The following is a 16517-nucleotide window of genomic DNA, read 5'->3' on the forward strand; positions in this document are numbered from 1 at the left end:
CGACGTGAGCGGCCCGGGACGGTGAACACCGTCCCGGGCCGCTGTGCATGGTGGGGCCGCTGTGCGTGGTGGGTGGGTTCCGGCTCCCTGCGAGTCCTTGGCCGCTCAGCTCTGCGGCGGGTTGCCGGGATCCTCGTCGTCGCTACCGCGCTGCTTCTTCTCGCGGCGCTCGCGGCGGATGTCCTCGTCGAGCTTGCGCAGGAAGTCGGGATCCTCGTCCGGGGCGAGCGGGCCCTGCCGGCGCGGGCCCTGGCCTGCGGGGCGGGAGCGGTCCTTGCCCACGAACAGCCAGGTGATCGGTCCCACCCAGGGGATCAGCACGATCAGCACGATCCAGGCCCACTTGGGCAGGCCTCGGATCTTGTCGTCCTCGGTCTGCACGCAGTCGGCGAGCGCGAAGACCGTCAGGGCGATCGAGAGTACTGCCAGGATTCCGCGTGCCATGGCCGAAGTGTAGGCAACGGACCTGATCATCGTGTGGGGAACCCGGGGGCAGGGCGGTCCCAGGCGGGCGAACTACCCTGGACCTCATGCGTCCTCTCCTCCTCTACGCCGTGATCCGCCTGGGGCTGTGGGTCCTGATCTGGTGGCTGCTCACCCTGATGGGCGTGGGCCTGATGCTCGCCGGCGTGCTGGCGGCGCTGCTGGCCATGCTGATCTCGATCCTGTTCCTGGATCGTCTGCGCGATGCGGCGGCGATGCGGTGGAAGGCGGCCGACGAGCGTCGCGCCGAGCGGCGCGGCCAGGAGATCGACGAGGACGCCGAGTTCGAGGACTCGCTGCTGGACGACTCCGGCGAGGGAGATGACCCGCTCGACCCGGAGGATCCCGACGGGACGGGGGATCTCGAGGGGCCGCGGGATCCTGAGGGATCGGGCGATCTCGAGGGGTGGGGCGAGATCGTCGACCCCGAGGATCCGGAGGAGACGGCCGATCTCGAGGACCCCAAGGGCCCTGCCGGGACCGACGGGATCAGATCAGCAGACCGATGAGCAGCAGCAGCGAGTAGACCAGCTCGAGCCGCCCGGTCGCGCCGAGCACCGGGATCAGGTCCCGGCCCATCGCCCCGCCGAGCACGGTGCGCACGGGCCCGATCGCGAGCGGCAGCGCCAGCAGCACCAGCGCCGCCGGCAGATGCACGATGATGACCGGCACCATCAGCACGAAGGGGACCAGCAGCGTCGCGGTGAACAGCGCTCGTGTTCCCTTCTCGCCGAGCCGCACCGCGAGGGTGCGCTTGCCCGCGAGGGTGTCTGTGGGGATGTCGCGCAGGTTGTTGGTGAGCATCAGCGCCACCGCGAGCAGCCCGATCGCGATCGATGCGAGCAGCGCCGCCCACGAGGGCTGCAGGGTGATCGCGTAGGCGGTGCCGTTGACGGCCACGAGACCGAAGAACACGAACACGAACAGCTCGCCGAGCCCGAGGTAGCCGTAGGGCTTTCTGCCCCCGGTGTAGAACCATGCGGCGGCGATCGCGGCGGCACCCACCAGCACGGTCCACCAGATCTGGGCCAGCGCGATCAGCGCCAGCCCGAAGAGTCCGCCGAGGGCCAGGGAGAGGATCGCGGCCCGCTTCACCGTGCCCGGAGCGGCCGCTCTCGAGCCGGTCAGGCGGAAGGGGCCCACACGGTCGTCGTCGGTGCCGCGGATGCCGTCGGAGTAGTCGTTGGCGTAGTTCACGCCGATCTGCAGGCTGAACGCCACCCCGAGGGCGAGCAGGGCCCGGGGGAGCACCAGCGCCCAGTCCATCTCTCCGTGCAGCTCCTCCAGCTGACGGACGGCCACGCCGGTGCCGGCGGCCACGGGGGCGAGGGCCGCGGGGAGGGTGCGGGGACGGGCGCCCTGCACCCACTGCGACAGGTTGGCCATCATGCTCCTCGAGACGGGCGCCCTGCACCCACTGCGACAGGGTGGCCATCATGCTCCTCGAGGATCGTGTTCGGTGCCGCGCCGCGCGACGACCCCCACGAGGATACGTCGCAGCGGCACGCCCCCGCCCCGCCGACGCGAGGAGCACGCGCCGCTCGACTCGGGCGGGCGGGCCGGTGGTCAGCTCTCGGCGAGGCGGCGGGCGGCGGCGCGGTCCACCTTGCCGATGCCCAGCAGCGGCAGCTCAGCGACCACGTGCACCTGCTTGGGGATCATGTGGGCGGGCACCTCGGAGGTGCGCAGCGCCGAGCGCACCAGGGAGCTCGCGTCCTCGGGGTCGAGGCCGGGCTCGAGGGTGACCAGCGCTTCGACGCGCTGGCCCCACTCGGGATCCGCCACGCCCACCACCACGCTGGCGCGCACCATCCCCCGCAGCATCAGCGAGCGCTCGATCGCCCGCTCGACGTCCTGGGGCAGTACCTTGCGGCCGCCGGTGTTGATCACGTCGTCCGCCCGTCCCAGGATGTTCAGGGCGCCGTCCTCGCCGATCTGCGCGAGATCGGAGGTGAGGAAGGCACGCGCGGAGCCCTCGGTGGAGGCCGTAGCCGAGGTGGGGGCAGGGGCAGAGATAGCGGTGAATGGCGAGTCGTCGGTGCTGCCCTCGGCGGTGAGATAGCCGGTCGCGAGCGTGGGGGAGGAGATCTCCAGCCGGCCCGCTCCCGTGGGGTCCGGGTCCAGCACTCGCAGGCGCACCCCGGGCAGGGGAGCGCGGTCGTACACGCAGCCGCCCGCCGTCTCCGAGGAGCCGTAGGTGGTGCGCACCGAGATCTTCTGTCCCCGGGCCCGGGCGAGCACATCGGGTGCGGTCGCGGCGCCGCCCACGAGCACAGCGGCGAAGCGCTTGAGCAGAGAGCGTGCCCGCACGTCGGCCGCACCGGTGCCCGTGACGATCCGCGCCAGCTGGGTAGGCACGAGCGAGGTCAGCGCCGGCAGGCCGAGCTGCTCGGCGCGGGCGAGCGCGGGCTCGGCCAGGCGCACGAAGGTCTCGGCGTCGAAGTGGCCGCGCAGATCCGGCAGCGGATCGGGCAGTGCCGCGCTCTCGAGGCCGAGCACCTGCGCGGTGCGGTGCGCGCGGGCGATCACCTGCACCCCGGCGATGTGCGTGGGCGGCAGCAGCGGCAGCCAGAAGCCGTGCCCGCCGGTGGCGGAGGCGGTGCCGTCGGCCGCGAAGAGCCGCGCGGTCGCGTCCTGCGAGGCGCGCAGCGCCTGCCGGGTCAGCGCGACCGCCTTCGCGGCCCCGGTGGAGCCTGAGGTGGGGACCACCACAGCGGTGTCCTCATAGCCCACGGGCAGCTGTGCGGGCGGTGTGAACGGACCCAGCCACAGCCTGCCCCGCCCCGCCATCGCTTCGCCGATCGCCTGGGCGTGAGCGGTCAGCGAGGCGGCAGAGGCGTCGTACGGGGGCGGGAGCAGCCAGGGCAGGGAGGCACCCGCGGCGGAGTCGCTCATCTCAGCCCTGGGGGTGCGGGAAGCGGGACCAGTCGGGGTCGCGCTTCTCGAGGAAGGCGTCGCGGCCCTCCTGCGCCTCGTCGGTCATGTACGCCAGGCGCGTCGCCTCCCCGGCGAAGACCTGCTGGCCCATCAGGCCGTCGTCGGCGAGATTGAAGGAGAACTTCAGCATCCGGATCGCCTGCGGGGACTTGGTGGCGATGGTCGCGGCCATCTCGAGCGCCGTCTCCTCGATCCGCGCGTGGTCCACCACCCGGTTCACGGCGCCCCAGTCGTAGGCGTCCTGGGCGGAGTACTCCTCGGCGAGGAAGAAGATCTCGCGGGCCCGCTTCTGGCCCACCTGCTTGGCGAGGTAGGCAGAGCCGTAGCCGCCGTCGAAGGAGCCCACGTTCGCATCGGTCTGCTTGAAGCGGGCGTGCTCGCGCGAGGCGATCGAGAGGTCGGCGACCACGTGCAGCGAGTGCCCGCCGCCTGCGGCCCAGCCGTTGACCAGGGCGATGACCACCTTGCCCATGGTGCGGATCAGGCGCTGCACCTCGAGGATGTGCAGGCGGCCCGAGGAGCCGGTGCGCACCTGGGAGGTCTCCCCGTACTCCTCGACCTCGGCGTACTCGTACCCGGCCCGGCCGCGGATCCGCTGGTCCCCGCCCGAGCAGAAGGAATGGCCGCCGTCCCGTGGGGAGGGGCCGTTGCCGGTCAGCAGGATCACGCCCACGCCGGTGTCCAGACGGGCATGGTCCAGCGCCCGGTACAGCTCGTCCACCGTGTGCGGGCGGAAGGCGTTGCGCACCTCGGGGCGGTCGAAGGCGATGCGCACCGTGGGCAGGTCGCGCTCTGTGCGCTCCCCGTCGGGGGACTCCACCCGCTCCACCGCGCGGTGGTAGGTGATGTCGGTCAGCGCGGGCCCGCCGTGCTCGCTCGCGGGCACCTCGCGCCAGCGTCGCGGATCGAAGGTGTCGGAGACCTGGCGGGGCAGCGGGGCAGGAGCAGTGGTCATGGAAGCCAGGGTAGTCCGGCCAGGTGCGGTACCGGATCGCTGCGCAGGCGCCCGTAGGTCAGCACGTCCACCCTCTGACCGCCCAGGAGGAACTTGCCGCGCTCGAGGCCCTCCTGCACGAAGCCGGCGCCCCGCGCCACGGCACCGGAGGCGGGATTGTTCGCCCGGTGCCCGAGCTCGAGGCGTTCGAGCCCCCACCCGCCCTCGGCCTGCGGCGTGAGCGCGCGATCGGCGACGCTCACCGCGGAGCGCACGGCCAGGCCCCGCCCGCGATGCGCGGCGTGGAGCCAGTAGAAGAACCAGCCGTTGCGGTTCTCGGGATCGATGCTCATGGCCACCAGTCCCACGAGAGGCCCGTCGGCGCCGTCGGCTCCCTCGGTACCGTCGGCCCCGGGGCCAGCACCGGTGTCCACGATCGCGATCGCCCTACGGTCCTCCGCGAGCAGCCAGCCCACCTGCGCGCGCGCCTGCTCGAGGGTGGTCACGGTGCCCTGACGCGCCATGTCCGGCGCGGAGCGGTACGCGGCCAGCAGCGCCTCGGCGTCGCTCTCGCGCACCGGGCGCAGCCCATGGCCGAGGGTGGGCGGTGGGGTGTGGGGCATCGCGCCAGTGTGCCCGCTTCGACCCGGCGCCGTCCTCTCATTACCCTCGTGGGCATGCGTATCCCTCCCGCCCTGGCCGAGCGCGGCATCGATCGCGTCCACGCGTGGTCGATCCCCATGACCACCCGGTTCCGCGGCATCACCGAGCGAGACGGCCTGCTGCTGCATGGCCCGGCCGGCTGGTCCGAGCTCTCCCCGTTCTGGGACTACGACGCGGCCGAGTCCGCGACCTGGTTGCGCGCTGCGCTCGCCGACGCGACCGAGGAGCGTCCCGACCCGCTGCGCGAGGAGATCGAGGTCAACGCGACAATCCCCGTGGTCCCTGCGGTGCTCGCGCACCGCATCGCGACCGTGGGCGGCGCCCGCACCGCAAAGGTGAAGGTCGCTGACCCCACCTCGACGCTCGTCGAGGACGCCGAACGGCTCGAGGCGGTGCGTGATGCGCTCGGGCCCGACGCCCAACTGCGGATCGACGCGAACGCCGCCTGGTCCCTCGAGCAGGCGCAGGAGGCCCTGCCCGTCCTTGAACGCGCCGCGGGCGGGCTCGAGTACGCCGAACAGCCCTGCGCCTCCCTCGAGGACCTGGCCGTGCTGCGCCGCACGCTCGGCATCAGGATCGCGGCCGACGAGTCCGTGCGCCGCGCGGAGGACCCGCTGCGGGTGGCTCGCGCCGAGGCCGCCGATGTGCTGGTGATGAAGGTCCAGCCGCTCGGGGGAGTGCGGCGCTGCCTCGAGCTGGCCGAGCAGGCGGGACTGCCGGTGGTGGTCTCCTCCGCGCTCGAGTCGAGCGTGGGCCTCAGCGCCGGGCTCGCGCTCGCCGCGGCGCTGCCCGAGCTGCCCCATGCCAGCGGCCTGGCCACCGCGACCCTGCTCACCGGGGATCTGGTCGAGGAGCCGCTGCGGGCGCAGGGCGGCATGCTCCCGGTGGCCCGCCCTGAGCCGGCGCTCGCGCTTCTCGAGCGCCACGCCGCCCCGGCCGAGCTCGAGGCGCGCTGGGCGCGGCGCCTCGAGGACTGCGCCGCCCACCTCTGAGACAGGCCCACGGCTCCGGGATGGGATCGCGCCGACCGGGCGGTCCCGACGAGCCCGGCCCTCGCCGCGGCGACAGCATTACCCTGGCGTGGTGCCTCAGACCACCGCCCTGCCCGTCCCGTCGGCCTGGATCCCCGCGCCCCGACCCACCGGCTCCGGCGCGGTGGATCAGTCCGTCGCGCTGTGGAGCGCGCTGGCCGAGCTCGGGCTGCGGGAGGCGGTACTCGCCCCCGGTTCCCGCTCGGCGCCGCTGGTCTACGGTCTCGCAGCGCCCGAGGTCGCGGGCCGGATCCGCGCCCATGTGCGGATCGACGAGCGCGCCGCGGCCTTCACCGCCCTCGGGCTGAGCCGGGCACGGCCGCAGCATCCCGCTGCGGTGGTGACCACCTCCGGCACCGCCACCGCCCACCTGCACGCCGCGGTGATGGAGGCGCACCATTCCCGCATCCCGCTGCTGATGCTCACCGCGGACCGCCCCGCCGAGCTCCGTGAGGTGGGCGCCAACCAGGCCACCCGCCAAGCGGGCATGTACCGCTCGCTGGTGCGCCTGTCCGTGGACCTGCCCGCCCCGACCGCCGCCGCGGCCACCGAGGTCGAGCTGCGCACCGCGGTCTCCACCGCCGCCCGGGCCCTCGCCCTCGCTACGGGGGAGCACCCCGGCCCGGTCCATCTGAACCTCTCCTTCCGCGATCCGCTCGTGCCCCGCGCCGGCGCCGATACCGACACTGCCGTGGATGCTCCGGCTGAGCCCCGCGAGCGGATCCGGCTCACCCGGCGCCTGCTCCGCAGCGCGCCGGCGCCGCATCCCGTGCCGGTCGACGATCGCACCGTCGTGGTCGCAGGGGACGGCGCCGGGCCCGCCGCCGCCGAGCTCGCCGCCGCGCATACTCTGCCGCTGCTGGCGGAGCCCAGCTCGGGCGCGCTCCGCGGCAGCACCGCGGTGCCCCGCTACCCGGCCCTGCTGCGCGAGGTGATGGCCGATGCCGAGCACCCGCTGCGCCCCCACCGGGCGCTCGTGTTCGGTCACCCCACGCTCTCCCGCCCCGTCGTCGGCGCGCTGCTGGGCGCACCGGACGTCGAGGTGATCGTGGTCGATCCCCACCCCGACTGGGCCGACGTGGCCCGCCGCGCCCACCTCGTGGTCCCGGCCGCCGTGGGAGAGGAGGCAGGCGCTGAGAACATCCTCTCCGTCGCCGGCGGCGGGCCCGCCGAGATGGAGCAACAGCGGACCGAGCGGCGCCGCGCCCACCTCGAGGCCTGGAACGAGGCCGCCGCACGGACCACGGACGCACTGCCGCGCCCCTGGCAGCAGCGCGCCGCGCTCGCGGTGTGGGAGGCCTGCGAGGAGCAGGACCTGCTGGTGCTCGGCTCCTCGAGCCTGGTGCGCGACCTCGAACAGCACGCCGCCCCGCATCGCGCCGAGGTGATCGCGAACCGGGGACTGGCCGGGATCGACGGCACCACCGCGATGGCCGGCGGCCTCGCCCTGGCCCGCGAGACTGACTCCGTCCCCGGGCGGGTGCGGCTGCTGGTGGGCGATCTCACCGCTCTGCACGACCTCACCGGACTGCTGATCGGTCCCGAGGAGCAGCGTCCGTGCCTCGACGTGATCGTGGTGGACGATGACGGAGGCCGGATCTTCTCCGGCCTCGAACATGCCTCCGCCCCGCCTGACCTGCTGCGACGCTTCTTCACCACCCCTCACGGCGTGGACATCGCGGCCGCCGTCGCCGCGCTCGGGGCGACCTCGCAGCGGGTCACCGCCGAGACTCTGCCGGAGGCTCTCGCCCAGCCCTCTCGCGGCCTGCGCGTGCTCGTCGTCCAGGAGACATCCAGCGCGGACCCGAGCACATCTCGACCGCAGATGCTCCCATGGACCCCATGAAGGACGAGCACGCACCGCAGCATCACCCCGGTGAGCAGCCCGGCCCGTGGAGCGAGCAGCCCCCGCGGCATGACGCGAACCCCTGGGGCGAGCCGGCCCGCACCCCGCAGGCCTTCCGCGCGCAGGACCCCGCCCCGCAGGCCGGCGCTCCGCAGGCCCCGTCGTACAGCGCCCCCACCCCTGCCTACGGCTGGGACAGCCCGCCGGCCTCCCCGCAGGGTCCGGCCCCGGCGTCTGCTCCTGCACCTGCAGTGGCTCCCGCTGCGTCGCGCCGCGGCCCGGGCTGGGGCGGAGTGGGCGCGCTCGTGGTGCTCGGCATGATGCTCTCCAGCGGCGCCACCCTCGGCGGAGTGGTGGTCTACGACCAGCTGTTCAGCCCCGAGCCGTCCGCGAGCCAGGCACCGCCGCCGAGCAGCACCGAGGCGAGCCCCGCCTCGTCCCCGGCCGCCGCGGCGGACTGGGCCAGCATCGCAGAGCAGGTCTCGCCCAGCGCCGTCTCGATCACTGTCGCCACCGGCGGCGGCACCAGCCAGGGCACCGGCGTGATCCTGGACGAGCAGGGCACGATCCTCACCAACGACCATGTGGTCAGCGACGGCGAGGAGCTCGCGGTCACCACGAGCGACGGCCTCAGCTACAGCGCGTCCGTCGTCGGCACGGACCCCACCACGGATCTCGCCGTGATCCGCCTGGACTCCCCGCCCGAGGGCCTGCAGCCGGCCACGTTCGCCGATTCCAGCACCGTCGAGGTGGGGCAGCCGGTAATGGCGCTGGGCACCCCGCTGGGCCTTGAGAACACCGTCACCACCGGCATCGTCTCCGCGCTCGACCGCCCCGTCACCGCCTCGGGCGAAGAGGACGACGGCTCCGACACCACCTACACTTCCGCCATCCAGACCGACGCCGCGATCAACCCCGGCAACTCCGGCGGCCCCCTCGTGGACGCCGCCGGCCAGGTGATCGGCATCAACACCGCGATCGCCGGGATCCCCGGCGGCTCCGGACGCGCCGGCAGCATTGGACTGGGCTTCGCGATCCCCTCGAGCACCGCGATCATGATCGCCGAGCAGCTCCAGGAGGACGGCACCGCCGAGCACGCCTTCCTGGGCGTGACCACGAGCGACGGCTCGGCCGACGACGGCGAGGCCACCTACCGCGGCGCCGAGGTGGTCGCCGTCGAGCCGGACAGCCCCGCCTCCGAGGCCGGGCTGCAGGAGGGCGATCTGATCATCGGCGTGGACGACATCCCCGTCGGCGGCGCGGCCGCGCTGACCGGGGTGGTGCGCGGGCTGGAGATCGGCTCGAGCCACCAGCTGGAGCTGGTGCGCGACGGGAGCGTGGAGACGCTCGAGGTCACCTTCGGGGTGCGCGGCGGCTGACCCGTCCCCGCGCAAGGGGGTGGGTCAGGCGGGATGATCCCCGCGCAGCGCCCGCAGCATCGGGCGGCACTTCGCGAGCGCCTCGGCATGCTCCGAGACGGGGTCCGATGCCTCCACCAGGCCGCCGCCGGCCTGCAGCACCACGGTGCGCTCATCGACCAGGTGCGCCATCCGCAGCGCGATCGCCCACTGCCCGTCGCCGCGGGAGTCCATCCAGCCCACCGGTGAGGCGTAGCCGCCGCGGTCCTGCGGCTCGAGCTCCGCGATGATCCGGTCCGCCTCCTCGCGCGGGGTGCCCGAGACAGCGGCCGACGGATGCAGGCGCGAGGCGACGTCGAGGCTCGTGGTGCCCTCGCGCAGCGTCGCCGAGACGTCCGAGGCCAGATGCTCCAGCCCCGGCAGGCGCAGCACGAACGGCTCGGCGGAGACGTCGATCTGCTCGGCCAGGCCCGCCAGGCGGTCCACCACGGAGTCCACCGCGAAGGCGTGCTCGGACAGCTCCTTCGCATCGCAGCGGAAGGCGCGGCGGTCGATCTCGTCGAGCTCGCCGTCGTCGGCGACCGGACGGGACCCGGCCAGCACGCGCGAGAAGACCCGCCCCTCCTCGGTCTGGGCGAGCATCTCGGGGCTCGCGCCCACCACGTCCTCGAGGTGATACACCCAGGTGCTCGGGTAGACGCGGGCCAAGCGGGCAAGCATCACGGCCGGCTCGAGCGGCTCGGCCGAGCGCACCGCGGTGCGCTCGGAGAGCACCACCTTCTCGGCGCGGCCCGCACGGATCTCGGCCACGGCCTGCTGCACCAGCGCCTGGTACTCGTCCGGGGTGTGATCAGCCTCGACCTCGAGCTCGCCCAGCGGCGCCCGGGGCACGGGGGTGGAGGGGAACAGATCCCGCCAGGAGACCGGCAGCTCGGGCTCCTCGTCCACGCCGACGACGGTAAGGAAGGCTTCGCCGTCGTGCACGCCCAGCAGGGCGCGCGGGATCATCAACGTCGAGGGGCGCTCGGAGGCGTCGGCGTAGGAGAAGCTGCCCAGGCAGATCAGCCCGCTGGTGCGCACCCGCACCTCGTCGTCGACGCGCGCGGCCTCGGCGAGCGCGCGGAAGGCGGCACCCGCGGCCGCGAAGCGGTGCGGGCCGCTCGTCTGCACCGACCAGGCCGTCCCGCGGGCCACGAAGCCCTGACCGTGGCGGATCCAGGCCCCGCTGACATCGGCGGGGACATGCCCCAGCAGGTCGACGGGCTCCTCGATGCGCAGGGTGCGGACGACCAGGGTCGCCGCGGGGGCGTCGGGGGACAGGAGCTGGGCAGACATCCCCGTCATTATGCGACAACGCAGGGGCCCGGCGCCGTGATCCGTGTCCCGCCCCCAGATGCACGGAGCAGGTGGCCCGAGGTGCGACCATGGACCGGCGACCCCGTCCGCGGGGCCCGCGGGGCCGAGTCCGGCTCCGCGTCTCCGCCGTGACGGGAATCGAGGAGCAGACGCGTGAGCAGCAAGGTCGACAGCATCGCGACACCCCTGGTCCGCGGTGTCCTGGGTGCCCTCTCCTCGCTCGGCATCGCCCTGGCCGTGGTGGTGGTGCCGGCACTGGCCGCGCAGGTCGCCGGGACCGCCTCGAGCGCGACCGCGCTGGATGCGATCCTCATCTCCCTCAGCGTGCTGATCCTCGGCCACGGCGGCGGGATCGTGCTGACCACGGGCGTGGTCGACGGCGCGGTGACCCTGACCCCGTTCGGTCTGCTGATCCTGCTGATGCTGCTGTCCGCGCTGTCCATGCGCCGGGTGGGGCGCGCGCTGCGGCCCGTGCGGGACGACGGCGTGCTGCGCGCCGGGGCGCTGCGCGATGTGGGCTCCGCCCTGGGCATGTACACGCTGGTCTACGCGATCGGGCTGGCGGTGCTGGCGAGCTTCGGACGCAGCACGGACGTCTCCCCGGTGGTGACCTCCGCCGTGGTCTCCGGGGCGATGGTCGCGCTCGTGGGAGGCCTGGCCGGGCTGCTGTGGTCGCTGCGGCGGGAGCCGACGCAGTCCGTGCCCGGGGTGCGCGTGCTCGAGCTGCTGCCCACCCCCTACGGGGACATCGCGCGCGCCGCCCTGACCGCCGTGATCGGCCTGCTGTGGATGGGCCTCGCGGCGATCACGGTGATGCTCCTGCTCTCCGTGCCGGAGCAGGCCTCCCTGTTCGACGGCCTCGCCCCCGGCATCGTGGGCGGGCTGGTGCTGACCCTCGTGCAGCTCGCGCTGCTGCCCCTGCTCGCGGTGTGGGCGCTGACGGTGCTGCTCGGCGGCACGGTGGGTGTGGGCACCTCGACTGGCATCTCCCTCGGCGGGGCGGAGACCGGGGTGCTGCCCGCGCTGCCGATCCTCGGCGCGCTGCCCGGCCCCGGCGACTTCCCGGAGTGGACCTGGGCCCTGATGGTGCTGCCCGCCGTGCCGGTGGCGCTCGGCGCGGTGCGCCTGATCCGGGACCTGGCCGAGCACGAGCGGCGTGAGCAGATCATCGGCTGGGTGGGCTACCCGCTGGCCGTGGTGGTCGTCGCCCTGCTGCTGGCGGGCCTGTCCACCGGCGGGATCGGGGACGGCCGACTGGTGCACCTCGGCCCCCAGATGAACAGCCTCGCCCTGCCCCTGATCGGGGTGGTGGCGCTGACCACCGCCCTCGTGCTCGGCGTGCTCGCCACCCCGCTGATCCCGTGGGCCCGCAGCACGGTCGCGTCCCTGCGCGAACGGGTCGAGGCGGCCGAGCGCGGGGAGCGCCGCGAGGACGGCTCCGCAGCCGACGAGGACGAGCCCGAGACCGGGCAGGACGACGAGATCGACGGGAACGACGAGAACGACGGGGCCGACGAGATCGACGGGGCCGACGAGAACGACGGGGCCCACGAGACCGAGCAGGCCGACGACGTCGACTCGACGGAAGATGCCTCGCAGGTGCCGGAGGACAGCCCGACGACGGCGGACTCCGAGTTCCGATCGGTCCTCAGCTCGGCACTGTCCGGGCGCACCGCCGCCGCGCAGTCGGCACGCTCGGCACCGTCAGTCCGGTCCGCGCCGTCGGCAGCTTCCGCTGCCTCCGCTCCGTCCGCGCCCTCCGCGCCAACCCCGTCGGCCGAAGAGGACGATGCCGAGGCCGACGCCTGGTCCCTCGACGGGATCGACGCCGGGGACTCCTCGCGGCGCGGCTCCTGGATCAGCCGAAGAGATCGCTGACCCAATGGGCCATCGAATCCGGCAGCGCGCTCTCGCACTGGACGCGCGCCTGCTCTGTCAACGCCGTGGAGCGGCAGTCCTCCAGCTCGGACATCGGGCCGTAGAACAGCACGTTCAGCGTCGCCCCGAAGATCACCATCAGCATCGCGGGGACCCCGAGGAGCGTGCCGATCATCGCCATCCCGTAACGGCGCTCGCCGATCGAGCGCACGATCAGCACGATCAGCAGCACCAGCGCCACCAGCGAGGTCACGCCCGCCGCGATCGAGACCGGCAGCGGTGCGGACATCAGCAGCAGGGACGCCAGCATCGCCACGAGCAGCCAGCCCGTCAGGCGGCGCCGCGACGCGTGCTTGTCCGTGGACCGGCCGGAGGTGGAGTCGCTGTTCATATGACCCCATTGTGCCCGCACCGCGGACCGGCCACGGCCAGGACCGCCCGACGTTGCGCACTCGTCACCTCGGCGCGGACCGCCCGGCCGTCCGCAGCCCTGCGCACTACCCTGGTGCCGTGACCCGCCTCCCCGTCGTCGTCCTCATCTCCGGCACCGGCTCGAATCTCGCCGCCCTGCTCGATGCCGCCCGCACCCCGGACTGCCCCTACGAGGTGGTGGCCGTGATCGCGGACCGCGACGCCGCCGGGCTCGAGCACGCCCGCGCCGCGCAGATCCCCACCGAGATCGTGCGCCTGGGAGACCATCCCGATCGCGCCGCCTGGGATCAGGCGCTCGCCGCCGCCGTCGGCACGCACTCACCGCACCTGGTGGTGCTGGCCGGCTTCATGAAGCTCGTGGGCCCGCCGCTGCTCGAGGCCTTCGGCGGCCGCATCATCAACACCCACCCCGCCCTGCTGCCCTCCTTCCCCGGAGCCCACGGCGTGCGCGACGCCCTCGCCCACGGGGTGAAGATCACCGGCTGCAGCGTCATCGAGGTCGATGCCGGCGTGGACACCGGGCGGATCCTCGCCCAGAACGCCGTGGAGGTCCTGGACGACGACACCGAGGACAGCCTCCACGAGCGGATCAAGGCGGTCGAGCAGCCGCTCCTGGTCGACGTCGTGCGGCGTCTCACCGCCGCCGGCTGACCCTCGCGCCCGCGCGCCTGCCGGATAGACTGACCGCACACGACTGGCGAAGGTGGGCGACCACCGGGGAGTGACGTCGTGGGCATCGACCGCCTGGGTGCCCGCCGCAGCAGCAGATCCGAACAGGAGCACGCCACGTGAGCACCGAAGCACGCCGCCCCATCCGTCGAGCCCTCATCTCCGTCTTCGACAAGACTGGGATCGTGGACCTCGCCCGCACCCTCGCCGAGCACGACGTCGAGATCGTCTCCACCGGTTCCACCGGTGCTACGATCCGCGAGGCCGGCATCCCCGTCACCGAGGTCGAGTCCGTCACCGGCTTCCCCGAGATGCTCGACGGCCGCGTCAAGACCCTCCACCCCCGCATCCACGGTGGGATCCTCGCCGATCAGCGGCTCGAGACCCACCGCAGCCAGCTCGAGGCGCACGAGATCGCACCCTTCGACCTGGTCGTGGTGAACCTCTACCCCTTCAGCGAGACCGTCGCCGCCGGCGGCAGCTTCGACGAGATCATCGAGAAGATCGACGTGGGCGGCCCCACCATGGTGCGCGCCGCGGCGAAGAACTTCGCCTCCCTCGCCGTGGTGGTGGACCCCGAGGTCTACCCGATCGCGGCCGAGGCCGCCGCGGCCGGCGGCTTCACCCTCGCCGAGCGCCAGGAGCTCGCGACCATCGCCTTCACCCGCACCGGCGAGTACGACGACTCGATCAGCGACTGGATGCTCGAGCAGCTCGAGACCCCCGCCGAGGAGACCTCCGAGGACGAGGCCCCGCCGGCGGGCGAGCTCGACGAGGACCTGAGCATCCTCGACCTCTCCGAGGCCGACGCCGCCGAGATGGGCATCGCCGCCACCCTCCGCTACGGCGAGAACCCGCACCAGCGCGCCCGCCTCGCCGTCACCGACGAGTCCGCGCCCGGCCTCGCCGGCGCCGAGCAGCTCGGCGGCAAGGAGATGAGCTACAACAACTACGTCGACGCCGACGCCGCCGTGCGCGCCGCCTACGACCACGCCCTCCCCGCCGTCGCCGTGGTCAAGCACAACAACCCCTGCGGCATCGCCGTCACCGCCGAGGGGGAGGACATCGCCCTCGCCCACGCCCGCGCCCACGGCACCGATCCGGTCTCCGCCTACGGCGGCGTGATCGCCGCCAACCGCACGGTCACTCTCGCGATGGCCCAGCAGGTCAAGCCCGTCTTCACCGAGGTGATCCTGGCCCCCGGCTACGAGGACGAGGCGCTCGAGCTGCTGCGCACCAAGAAGAACCTGCGGATCCTGCGCCTTGCGGGCGAGTACTCCCGCGGCGTCGAGATGCGCGAGATCTGGGGCGGGATGCTGATCCAGGACGCCGACGCGATCGACGCCGAGGGCGATGACCCCTCGCAGTGGACGCTCGCCGCGGGCGAGACGGCCGACGAGGCCACCCTCGCCGACCTCGCCTTCGCCTGGCGCTCGGTGCGCGCCGTGAAGTCCAATGCGATCCTGCTGGCCAGGGATTCCGCCGCCGTGGGCATCGGGATGGGGCAGGTCAACCGCCTGGACTCCTGCCGCCTGGCCGTCTCCCGCGCGAACAGCCTGGGCCAGCACGCCGAGGGCGAGGCCGCCCCGGAGCGCGCCCGCGGAGCGGTCGCCGCCTCGGACGCGTTCTTCCCCTTCGCCGACGGCGTCCAGATCCTCCTGGACGCGGGCGTGAAGGCAGTCGTGCAGCCCGGCGGCTCGATCCGGGACGAGGAGGTCGTCGAGGCCTGCCGCGCGGCGGGCGTGACGATGTACTTCACCGGCACCCGCCACTTCGCGCACTGAGCCCGCGCATGGACACCCCCCACGCGACACGGCCGGGCCCGGCACGACCTGCCGGCCGTGTCGAGGGACCGCTGTTCACCCTGCGGTCATGCAGGACCTCTAGAGTTGGTGCCATCCACCAGCGTGCGAAGGAGCGACCGTGAAGATCCCCGACAACCAGAGCCTGCGCGAGTACATCGAGCACCTGCGTGAAGAGGGGTATTCGGTCGCCGACGGGCACACCCCGGACCCGGATCTGATCGACCCGCAGGGCAACCCCGTGTACACCTGGCAGGAGGGGTACCCGTACGAGACCCGCATGGACCGGGACGAGTACGAGCTCGAGAAGTACAAGCTGCAGGTCGAGCTGCTGAAGTACCAGTACTGGCTCGAGGACAACGACCAGAAGTCGATCATCATCTTCGAGGGGCGCGACGCGGCCGGCAAGGGCGGCACCATCAAGCGCTTCACCGAGCACCTCAACCCCCGCACCGCCCGCGTGGTCGCGCTGAACAAGCCCAGCGACCGCGAGCGCGGCCAGTGGTACTTCCAGCGCTACATCCAGCACCTGCCCACCGACGGCGAGATGGTGCTGTTCGACCGCTCCTGGTACAACCGCGCCGGCGTGGAGCGGGTGATGGGCTTCGCGACCCCCGAGCAGTACGAGACCTTCATGAACCAGGTGCCGCACTTCGAGCGCATGCTCGTGGACTCCGGCATCCACGTCACCAAGTTCTGGTTCTCCGTCTCCCAGAAGGAGCAGCGCACCCGCTTCGCGATCCGTCAGCTGGATCCGGTGCGGCGCTGGAAGCTCTCCCCGATGGACCTCGAGTCCCTGGACCGCTGGGAGTCCTACACGGCCGCGAAGGAGGAGATGTTCCGCCGCACGGACAAGAAGTACGCGCCGTGGACCATCATCCGCTCGAACGACAAGAAGCGCGCGCGCCTGAACGCCATGCGCTACTTCCTCTCGCAGTTCGAGTACGAGGACAAGGACCACGAGGTCGTCGGCACCCCGGATCCGAAGCTGGTCATGCGCGGCAAGATGGAGGAGGCCGACGAGTGAGCCGTCGGCGCTGAGCAGCCGCGCTGAACAGCCACAGACCGGGCCGGACACCTCTCGAGGTGCCCGGCCCGGCCTGTCTCAGCGGGTGAGCGTCGCGGAGA

Annotated in this window: 15 protein-coding genes and 1 riboswitch; of the genes, 8 read left to right on the forward strand and 7 right to left on the reverse strand. The window is 73.1% G+C overall.

Annotation, left to right across the window (positions count from 1 at the left end):
* Positions 1-105: 105 nt before the first annotated feature.
* The gene (locus BN4251_RS05220) at positions 106-444 is read right to left on the reverse strand and encodes a PLD nuclease N-terminal domain-containing protein (RefSeq protein WP_087484076.1); all 339 of its coding nucleotides are present in this window, start codon (positions 442-444) and stop codon (positions 106-108) included.
* 86 nt (positions 445-530) lie between these two features.
* On the opposite strand from BN4251_RS05220, the gene BN4251_RS18460 reads away from it, so the two are divergent.
* Positions 531-992: a DUF4229 domain-containing protein gene (locus tag BN4251_RS18460; protein WP_212647586.1), complete on the forward strand. Its 462-nt coding sequence runs from the start codon at positions 531-533 to the stop codon at positions 990-992.
* Here BN4251_RS18460 and BN4251_RS05230 read toward each other — a convergent pair.
* The 4 genes from BN4251_RS05230 to BN4251_RS05245 form a co-directional block, all read right to left on the reverse strand.
* Positions 973-1869: a 1,4-dihydroxy-2-naphthoate polyprenyltransferase gene (locus BN4251_RS05230; protein ID WP_087484077.1), complete on the reverse strand. Its 897-nt coding sequence runs from the start codon at positions 1867-1869 to the stop codon at positions 973-975. The two genes, BN4251_RS18460 and BN4251_RS05230, sit on opposite strands and share 20 nt — an antisense overlap.
* A gap of 180 nt (positions 1870-2049) precedes the next feature.
* Positions 2050-3378: an AMP-binding protein gene (locus BN4251_RS05235; RefSeq protein ID WP_087484078.1), complete on the reverse strand. Its 1329-nt coding sequence runs from the start codon at positions 3376-3378 to the stop codon at positions 2050-2052.
* Position 3379: 1 nt separating this feature from the next.
* A complete protein-coding gene (locus tag BN4251_RS05240; protein WP_087484079.1) occupies positions 3380-4375 on the reverse strand; it encodes a 1,4-dihydroxy-2-naphthoyl-CoA synthase in 996 nt (331 codons plus the stop codon).
* Positions 4372-4977, reverse strand: a complete 606-nt coding sequence (locus BN4251_RS05245; RefSeq protein ID WP_087484080.1) for a GNAT family N-acetyltransferase — start codon at positions 4975-4977, stop codon at positions 4372-4374. The genes BN4251_RS05240 and BN4251_RS05245 overlap by 4 nt, the downstream gene beginning before the upstream one ends.
* 54 nt (positions 4978-5031) lie before the next feature.
* Here BN4251_RS05245 and BN4251_RS05250 point away from each other — a divergent pair, with 54 nt between their 5' ends.
* From BN4251_RS05250 to BN4251_RS05260, 3 genes are all read left to right on the forward strand, one after another.
* Positions 5032-6009: an o-succinylbenzoate synthase gene (locus BN4251_RS05250; protein WP_087484081.1), complete on the forward strand. Its 978-nt coding sequence runs from the start codon at positions 5032-5034 to the stop codon at positions 6007-6009.
* A 91-nt stretch (positions 6010-6100) separates the two neighbouring features.
* A complete protein-coding gene (gene menD, locus BN4251_RS05255) occupies positions 6101-7894 on the forward strand; it encodes a 2-succinyl-5-enolpyruvyl-6-hydroxy-3-cyclohexene-1-carboxylic-acid synthase (RefSeq protein WP_170931846.1) in 1794 nt (597 codons plus the stop codon).
* Complete coding sequence (locus BN4251_RS05260; protein ID WP_245810205.1) at positions 7891-9273, forward strand: S1C family serine protease; 1383 nt, start codon at positions 7891-7893, stop codon at positions 9271-9273. The genes menD and BN4251_RS05260 overlap by 4 nt, the downstream gene beginning before the upstream one ends.
* 24 nt (positions 9274-9297) lie before the next feature.
* Here BN4251_RS05260 and BN4251_RS05265 read toward each other — a convergent pair whose 3' ends face one another.
* Positions 9298-10587 carry an isochorismate synthase gene (locus BN4251_RS05265; protein ID WP_170931847.1) on the reverse strand — a complete coding sequence of 430 codons (1290 nt, stop codon included), beginning with the start codon at positions 10585-10587 and terminating at the stop codon, positions 9298-9300.
* A 174-nt stretch (positions 10588-10761) separates the two neighbouring features.
* Here BN4251_RS05265 and BN4251_RS05270 point away from each other — a divergent pair, with 174 nt between their 5' ends.
* On the forward strand, positions 10762-12486 hold the full coding sequence (locus BN4251_RS05270) for a cell division protein PerM (protein ID WP_245810206.1): 1725 nt from the start codon (positions 10762-10764) through the stop codon (positions 12484-12486).
* On the opposite strand, the gene BN4251_RS05275 is transcribed toward BN4251_RS05270, so the two are convergent.
* Positions 12467-12877, reverse strand: coding sequence for a hypothetical protein (locus BN4251_RS05275; RefSeq protein WP_087484085.1), 411 nt, complete (start codon positions 12875-12877; stop codon positions 12467-12469). The genes BN4251_RS05270 and BN4251_RS05275 overlap by 20 nt on opposite strands.
* A gap of 119 nt (positions 12878-12996) precedes the next feature.
* Between BN4251_RS05275 and purN the strand changes: the two genes are divergently transcribed.
* From purN to ppk2, 3 genes are all read left to right on the forward strand, one after another.
* Entirely contained in the window at positions 12997-13569 is a 573-nt protein-coding gene (gene purN, locus BN4251_RS05280; RefSeq protein ID WP_170931848.1) for a phosphoribosylglycinamide formyltransferase, read from the forward strand.
* Positions 13570-13598: 29 nt separating this feature from the next.
* Positions 13599-13675: riboswitch (ZMP/ZTP riboswitch) on the forward strand.
* A gap of 31 nt (positions 13676-13706) precedes the next feature.
* Positions 13707-15371 (forward strand): bifunctional phosphoribosylaminoimidazolecarboxamide formyltransferase/IMP cyclohydrolase, encoded by a 1665-nt coding sequence (purH, locus tag BN4251_RS05285; protein ID WP_087484087.1) that lies wholly within the window; start codon positions 13707-13709, stop codon positions 15369-15371.
* Between the two features lie 139 nt (positions 15372-15510).
* Positions 15511-16416 (forward strand): polyphosphate kinase 2, encoded by a 906-nt coding sequence (ppk2, locus tag BN4251_RS05290; protein ID WP_087484088.1) that lies wholly within the window; start codon positions 15511-15513, stop codon positions 16414-16416.
* Positions 16417-16517: the final 101 nt, after the last annotated feature.

The organism is Brachybacterium massiliense (genome assembly GCF_900184245.1).
Taxonomy (GTDB): Bacteria; Actinomycetota; Actinomycetes; order Actinomycetales; family Dermabacteraceae; genus Brachybacterium; species Brachybacterium massiliense.

Excerpts from the sequence above, each read along its gene's own strand:
- BN4251_RS05220 (WP_087484076.1), bottom strand. The coding sequence starts at position 444 with ATGGCACGCGGAATCCTGGCAGTACTCTCGATCGCCCTGACGGTCTTC.
- BN4251_RS18460 (WP_212647586.1), top strand. The coding sequence starts at position 531 with ATGCGTCCTCTCCTCCTCTACGCCGTGATCCGCCTGGGGCTGTGGGTC.
- BN4251_RS05230 (WP_087484077.1), bottom strand. The coding sequence starts at position 1,869 with ATGGCCAACCTGTCGCAGTGGGTGCAGGGCGCCCGTCCCCGCACCCTC.
- BN4251_RS05235 (WP_087484078.1), bottom strand. The coding sequence starts at position 3,378 with ATGAGCGACTCCGCCGCGGGTGCCTCCCTGCCCTGGCTGCTCCCGCCC.
- BN4251_RS05240 (WP_087484079.1), bottom strand. The coding sequence starts at position 4,375 with ATGACCACTGCTCCTGCCCCGCTGCCCCGCCAGGTCTCCGACACCTTC.
- BN4251_RS05245 (WP_087484080.1), bottom strand. The coding sequence starts at position 4,977 with ATGCCCCACACCCCACCGCCCACCCTCGGCCATGGGCTGCGCCCGGTG.
- BN4251_RS05250 (WP_087484081.1), top strand. The coding sequence starts at position 5,032 with ATGCGTATCCCTCCCGCCCTGGCCGAGCGCGGCATCGATCGCGTCCAC.
- BN4251_RS05260 (WP_245810205.1), top strand. The coding sequence starts at position 7,891 with ATGAAGGACGAGCACGCACCGCAGCATCACCCCGGTGAGCAGCCCGGC.
- BN4251_RS05265 (WP_170931847.1), bottom strand. The coding sequence starts at position 10,587 with ATGTCTGCCCAGCTCCTGTCCCCCGACGCCCCCGCGGCGACCCTGGTC.
- BN4251_RS05275 (WP_087484085.1), bottom strand. The coding sequence starts at position 12,877 with ATGAACAGCGACTCCACCTCCGGCCGGTCCACGGACAAGCACGCGTCG.